The following is a 5,534-nucleotide window of genomic DNA, read 5'->3' on the forward strand; positions in this document are numbered from 1 at the left end:
ACAGGACGTGGGCGGTTTTAGTAGAAGGTCCTCTATCGACGTGTCATTTTTACCGGACTTTTTGAACATCCTCTTATAGAAATCACGTCTTTAGAGTGGATGACGAAAAAGTCCTTTTACCACCCTCTAATAAAAACTTGCTAAATCTGCTTCAAATGCTTCTTCCCATAATATATTTCCGTCTTCATCCATTGCCTCCATTTTTATCATATCCCGATTAGCTGACGTTGATTTTGATTCATATTCAAAAATACTGTACCAGACAAAGTAATCATTATTTACGGGAACAATAGTTGCTTCATATACATGTTCATTCAGCCATACATGAACTTGTTTCATATGGCTGTCCGTAATCACTCCCCCCAGATAATAGTGTTCTGGGTCCCCATGCCACTTGACCAGATTATTCCATGTCTCATCCTGATAGAGCATAATATAACTTGCTTCACCATAATCTTTAAATAGGATTTTTGTTGATTCGGGAAAGGGGAGATAATCAATTATTTCTCCAGTATCTATCCAATTTTTTCTCAACTCAAAACGGAGTTCAAATACGGTGTCCTCGAGTTGGCCCTTTTGTCTCTCTAAAATTTGGTTTTCCGCTTCTAAATTATAGTGATCAATATGTAATTGATTTAACTCTCTTTTCAGCTTGGATACTTCCTCTGAATCATCATCCTCTTTGGTATCATCCTCCCTTTCAATCGGTTCTATGAAGTAATTTGCTGCAATAACAAAAGTAATGATGGAAATGACTAATATCACCTTTTGGTTTACCTTCATCGTTTTCCCACCTTTGAGTCATCATAAAACGAACCTTCTAAACTAGTATATATTAGAGTGTTTAGGAAGAATGGATTCTTTACAGAAATTTCATTAATAAATGCTAATATAGGGCTGTGCCCCCACATCATTACAGCTGGGATTTTATTAAGCATCTTAATAAATCTGAGGTGTTCTTAATCTTCAGCCTGTCTTTCTGCTAGCACCTCTTAAAGGAAGTCCTCCAGTGCCGACAGGAATAGGGGACTTCTACATTATATTTAAAAACCTATTTCAAGTTAGGAGATTTTTTAAAAATACATAACTGACCTTCTTGTAATCCATCTTATTTTCATAGAAGCGGTGTGCTTCGGTTCGCTGCAGGCCGGAAGAAAGCGAGACGATTCCATATCCATGATCACTGGCCCATCTCTCCACATAACTTAACAATTTTTCACCATATCCCTTTGAACGGTGCTGCTCGTCGGTCACTAAATCACAAACCCAAATAAACCGTCCATTATAAAGGGTAATCATAGGCATAAATCCAATGACTGCTGCAATTTGATCGTGAACATATAAGGCAGCTAATATGTAATGATCTTTTTCATTGGCTTCCTTAACTAATTGGAGAAATGCGGTTTCTTCTAAATGGGTGCGCAATTGCTTCATTACTGAAAAGGCCTCTCTCCATTCCTCCTCGGTTTTTAATTTTTTTATTCTTACAGTTTGTTCTTCATGGTTCATTGTGTTTCCTCCCTTTATTTAAATTATAACAGTAAAAAGTGGTTAATATATGCAGTTTTCAGAACTTTTAGGAACAGAGATTTTTTATGCTCAGAAAAAAAGCATGTCTGCTGGGCTATCGTGAAAAGGCTTGTCCATAGCTAAGTTTTCTAAAAGGTCGGTATTTATTAAATGGATAAACATGAATTTGTGGTAAAATAGTCCTATTAATACTGGGAAGACGTGGTGAATTAGTTTTTTAAAAGGGGTGGGGTAAGTGGCAAAAGCAGATTTTTCATCAAAGGGTGACTATAGGCAAAAGTTAATGCGAAAAGAAAGAGTACCCACAAAAGAAGCAAGAGAAAGAGCAGAGGGATGGGTATTGGATGATGAAGTCCTCCGTTTCTTTGTGGATGCTTCCGAACTGAAGGAACAGGGAATATTTGGGTTGGGAGTTTGTATCGTTGGTCAGGGTGAGACAAGAGTAGAGTCAAAAAAACATTATAATTCAGCGATGAAGAAGCAGAATACATACGCTGAGCTTGTTGCTGTACATTATGCCCTTGAGTTACTACCACACATTTTAAGAGGGAAAATAGCATTACCGGAAAATATTATCGTGTACAGCGATTGGAATGAAGTAGGTCGATTAAAAGAGACATCAGAAATCACGAAGAATAAGATGACAAACGAGCTTGCAAAGCAGATAAACGAAAAGAAGGAATCATTCATTGAGCGTCGGCCGGGGATAGGTTTGGAAGTATCATACATGAGTAAGGATTTAAAGAAATGGAATCCTTATTATAAAGCTGCTCATAATGCAGCAAGAAACATTTTTCATTGAGGGACGTATTGTTTCGGTTGAAGACATACTATAGTTCAAACGTTCGTTTTTATATTTGAAAATTGGCGAAATGGGATTCCCATGGGTGATTTGGCCTTGAAATTATATACAGGAAGTTTCATCCATAATAAACTCATCCAATCAGACTGCTGGACTCTAATCTCTACTAATGGAGATTGGAGTTTTTTTGCACATGAAGAAGGTGTTTTCATGGCGGTGTAATCGACGAAGTACAAGTTTTAAGGGAATAAATAATGAGGAAAATTGGCTTTTTTGAAAATAAATGGTAAAAAAGTCTAAAAATCTGTCGATATAATAGGTTGAAAGTATTGGGTGTTTCGCTTTTAAAGGTAATAATAAGGTGAAAACAGCAAACGATATAGTTAGAAAAAAATGTGCTAATAGAGGAAGGAAAAGATGAAAATTAGAAGTTATTTGCCATTTATTCTCATTATTTTTTTACTGGGAGCATGTAGTTCACTTAAGCAAACAACTTCTTCGGAGGAATTGCATGAGGTGAAAAGCAGACCGATTGCTTTAGAACAGAAAGAGCAAGTAGAAGAGTCGAAAATAATGGAGATTGCAAACATAGAAATAGATGAAGTGGAGATTGTGGAGGTACAGCCTGTGGGAGGAGAGGAACAGGACGAACAGAAGCAAGAACAAGGGGAGGAACAGAACGTTAAGAAGGATGAATCGGATAAGGATGAGCCGCAGAAAAGCCGCGGTCAAGACGAGATTGATGGGAAGAACACGGGGAAAGAACCGAATGTCACGAGCAAAAATGTCTTATTACCTGATGAAAATTCAAAGATACGAGAGACGCCGATTACCCATGTATTGATACATTTTACTAGCAATGTTTTGAACAAGCCTGATGATCCGTACCAATATGAAGATATACGGAAGGTATTTATGGATTATGGATTGTCGGCGCATTATCTGATTGGCCGAAACGGAGAAATTTATCAATTAGTTCCTGAAAATCGGGTTGCGTTTCATGCTGGAAAAGGAGGGTTAGCGAATTTTCCAGAGTATAAAGATAAGCTGAATGATTACTCGATAGGAATTGAGATGATGGCGATTGGAACGAAGGAAGAGATGAGCATTATGATGTCGGAGGATTTTTACGAATCGATTCACCCGAAGGACATAGGTTATACGGATGCCCAATATGAATCACTAACCCTTTTACTGAAGGATATATGGACTAGAAATCCATCTGTTAAAAAGGATAGAGATCACATCATTGGGCATGATGAATATGCACCAGACAGAAAAACGGATCCCGGCACATTGTTTGATTGGTCGAGAATTGGTTTTTAAAAATAAAAGGAAAGGGGCTAAATTGTATTTTTATACCCTGTCAATAATTTTCCACCGTAAGTGTCTAATACGCTTTCAATACATTTGCGAAAAGGCTCGCTTTCCCCTGTTTTTATATACTGAACGTAGGCATTTGCTAATTGCCCTGCAAAATCATCATCATATTTCTGTAAGGAGCGATACATCCATTTTCCATGGCCCTGCCAATAACCGTTTGCTTTTAATACGTATTTAGAAATAGAATCGAATAGCTCATGGGCAATAAACAGTTTTTCTTCTTTGCTGATGGGGCTTTCTAAGTCAAGCAGTAAGTCCGTAATGTTGAAACGGTAGCTGCGCTCCTTTTCTTCAGATAATTTAATGGGGCCCTCCGTGATATATTCACTTGCTTCCTGTTGTATTTCTTCTGCAGAGCCATCGTCCTTTAAGATGTACCCCTGTGAACACATATGTTGTATGGTAGGTATCCCTTCCATCCGGCTAATTTCAAACATAAATGATATGGAATCCCTGTTAAATACAAAGAGCTCAACTGAACGGTTATTAAATTCCACGCATTGATGAACAGGTGGTGACTGTGTTTCATCAATGACAATCACATCTATGTCTGAGTGCTCCGTTGTTTCATTACGTATACTGCTCCCCGCTAAAAAAGCAGCTTGACATTCAGGGAAATAATGGTTAATACATTCCCGAGCAATAGACTCCTCCGGCAAATTCATACGTAACTCCCCCTAAAATAAAATGATATCTCATTATATTCAGGACAATTATATTTAGTGATTTACGCATATTTATAAGAAGGGGGTCATACTTGTCTATACAAAAGTTGTTGTTTAGCTATAAATTAGTAGTGTAAGGAGAGGCCTCTCCAAGTAAGAATGGAAGGAGGGTTATGTATGTCTGATTATCGTACCAACTTTGCGTTGATTGTTGTGTTGTTCATTCTTTTAATTATTGTTGGTGCTGCTTTTGTTTATTAATAAGAAAGTAGGTATGTAGTAGATTAATGTTCGTACAGCTTTTGAATCTGAAGTAGTTCTGTAGTTATCCGTTGCGTTTCAAGGTCTAAATACAGCAAGCCCATAACCTTCTAAGTCATCCGAATACGAATACCTCAAACTTACCTCCAATGAAATAGATGTTTACAGGAAGGCTGTACAAGAGTCACTTCACTTGACTTTATGTACAGCCTTCCTACTATATAAACACAAAGATGACATTCGACAAAATTCAGGAAGTGACAGGCACCAATTAGTTATAAAGTTTTGGGTTTGAGGCATTCTAAAAAGAAAAAAGGAATGAATTCGGCTGTGAAACAATACAAAATGTTCTTGCTTGGAATGCTTATTATCCCTTGGTTTTCGCTTCCGTTATTAGGGAAGAAGACAGTGAAGAGGTTTTTCCTGTCCTCGCTTATCATTAATATTCTGGCAGTAGTAGAAAGCTTTTTTGCTCATCGATATCAATGGTGGTGGTTTTACAAAAGACTTCATCCCAAACTATTAGGTGATATTCCGCTTATTTTTGGGCCATTTTTGGTAGGTTCGATGTGGATATTTAAATTTACGTACGGGAGATTTTTTACTTATATAAAGACCAATTTTCTTATAGATACCTTCTTTATATACATCGTGATGAGTTGGTTTAAAAAGATAGGTTATGGATCGATTATCCGACTTAGAAAATATCAATTCTCTTTGCTTTTTATCGCAAAATCCCTTGTGTTGTATGGAACTCAATTACTGATTGATAACATTAGCGGAAAAAGGAATCAATCACAGGGAAAAATTAGTTAAGAGGCAACTAGATTCACGTTGATAAGATTCGACAAAAACCGGGAAGTGACAGTGAACGCCCCCCTTATAATGGACAA

The 5,534-nt window shown here is 37.2% G+C and carries 7 protein-coding genes; 4 read left to right on the forward strand and 3 right to left on the reverse strand.

Going from position 1 to position 5,534, the window contains the following annotated elements; genetic code table 11:
• Positions 1 to 126: 126 nt before the first annotated feature.
• Both GMJ66_RS20215 and GMJ66_RS20220 read right to left on the reverse strand, forming a co-directional pair.
• Positions 127 to 783, reverse strand: a complete 657-nt coding sequence (locus tag GMJ66_RS20215; protein ID WP_156292112.1) for a hypothetical protein — start codon at positions 781 to 783, stop codon at positions 127 to 129.
• Positions 784 to 1,056: 273 nt separating this feature from the next.
• Positions 1,057 to 1,509, reverse strand: a complete 453-nt coding sequence (locus GMJ66_RS20220; protein WP_156292113.1) for a GNAT family N-acetyltransferase — start codon at positions 1,507 to 1,509, stop codon at positions 1,057 to 1,059.
• A gap of 256 nt (positions 1,510 to 1,765) precedes the next feature.
• On the opposite strand from GMJ66_RS20220, the gene GMJ66_RS20225 reads away from it, so the two are divergent.
• Together GMJ66_RS20225 and GMJ66_RS20230 are read left to right on the forward strand one after the other, a co-directional pair.
• A complete protein-coding gene (locus GMJ66_RS20225; RefSeq protein ID WP_156292114.1) occupies positions 1,766 to 2,332 on the forward strand; it encodes a hypothetical protein in 567 nt (188 codons plus the stop codon).
• 417 nt (positions 2,333 to 2,749) lie between these two features.
• On the forward strand, positions 2,750 to 3,658 hold the full coding sequence (locus GMJ66_RS20230) for an N-acetylmuramoyl-L-alanine amidase (RefSeq protein ID WP_231515001.1): 909 nt from the start codon (positions 2,750 to 2,752) through the stop codon (positions 3,656 to 3,658).
• A 17-nt stretch (positions 3,659 to 3,675) separates the two neighbouring features.
• Here GMJ66_RS20230 and GMJ66_RS20235 read toward each other — a convergent pair whose 3' ends face one another.
• A complete protein-coding gene (locus GMJ66_RS20235; RefSeq protein WP_156292115.1) occupies positions 3,676 to 4,380 on the reverse strand; it encodes a nucleotidyltransferase domain-containing protein in 705 nt (234 codons plus the stop codon).
• A gap of 177 nt (positions 4,381 to 4,557) precedes the next feature.
• On the opposite strand from GMJ66_RS20235, the gene GMJ66_RS20240 reads away from it, so the two are divergent.
• Positions 4,558 to 4,641, forward strand: a complete 84-nt coding sequence (locus tag GMJ66_RS20240) for a YjcZ family sporulation protein (protein WP_231515002.1) — start codon at positions 4,558 to 4,560, stop codon at positions 4,639 to 4,641.
• 330 nt (positions 4,642 to 4,971) lie between these two features.
• Positions 4,972 to 5,457, forward strand: a complete 486-nt coding sequence (locus GMJ66_RS20245) for a hypothetical protein (protein ID WP_156292117.1) — start codon at positions 4,972 to 4,974, stop codon at positions 5,455 to 5,457.
• The last annotated feature ends 77 nt before the right edge of the window (positions 5,458 to 5,534 follow it).

It is taken from the genome of Oceanobacillus salinisoli (assembly GCF_009733865.1).
GTDB lineage: Bacteria > Bacillota > Bacilli > Bacillales > Amphibacillaceae > Oceanobacillus > Oceanobacillus salinisoli.

Coding starts and splice junctions, on each gene's coding strand:
- GMJ66_RS20230 (WP_231515001.1), top strand. CDS start 2,750: ATGAAAATTAGAAGTTATTTGCCATTTATTCTCATTATTTTTTTACTG.
- GMJ66_RS20215 (WP_156292112.1), bottom strand. CDS start 783: ATGAAGGTAAACCAAAAGGTGATATTAGTCATTTCCATCATTACTTTT.
- GMJ66_RS20240 (WP_231515002.1), top strand. CDS start 4,558: ATGTCTGATTATCGTACCAACTTTGCGTTGATTGTTGTGTTGTTCATT.
- GMJ66_RS20235 (WP_156292115.1), bottom strand. CDS start 4,380: ATGAATTTGCCGGAGGAGTCTATTGCTCGGGAATGTATTAACCATTAT.
- GMJ66_RS20220 (WP_156292113.1), bottom strand. CDS start 1,509: ATGAACCATGAAGAACAAACTGTAAGAATAAAAAAATTAAAAACCGAG.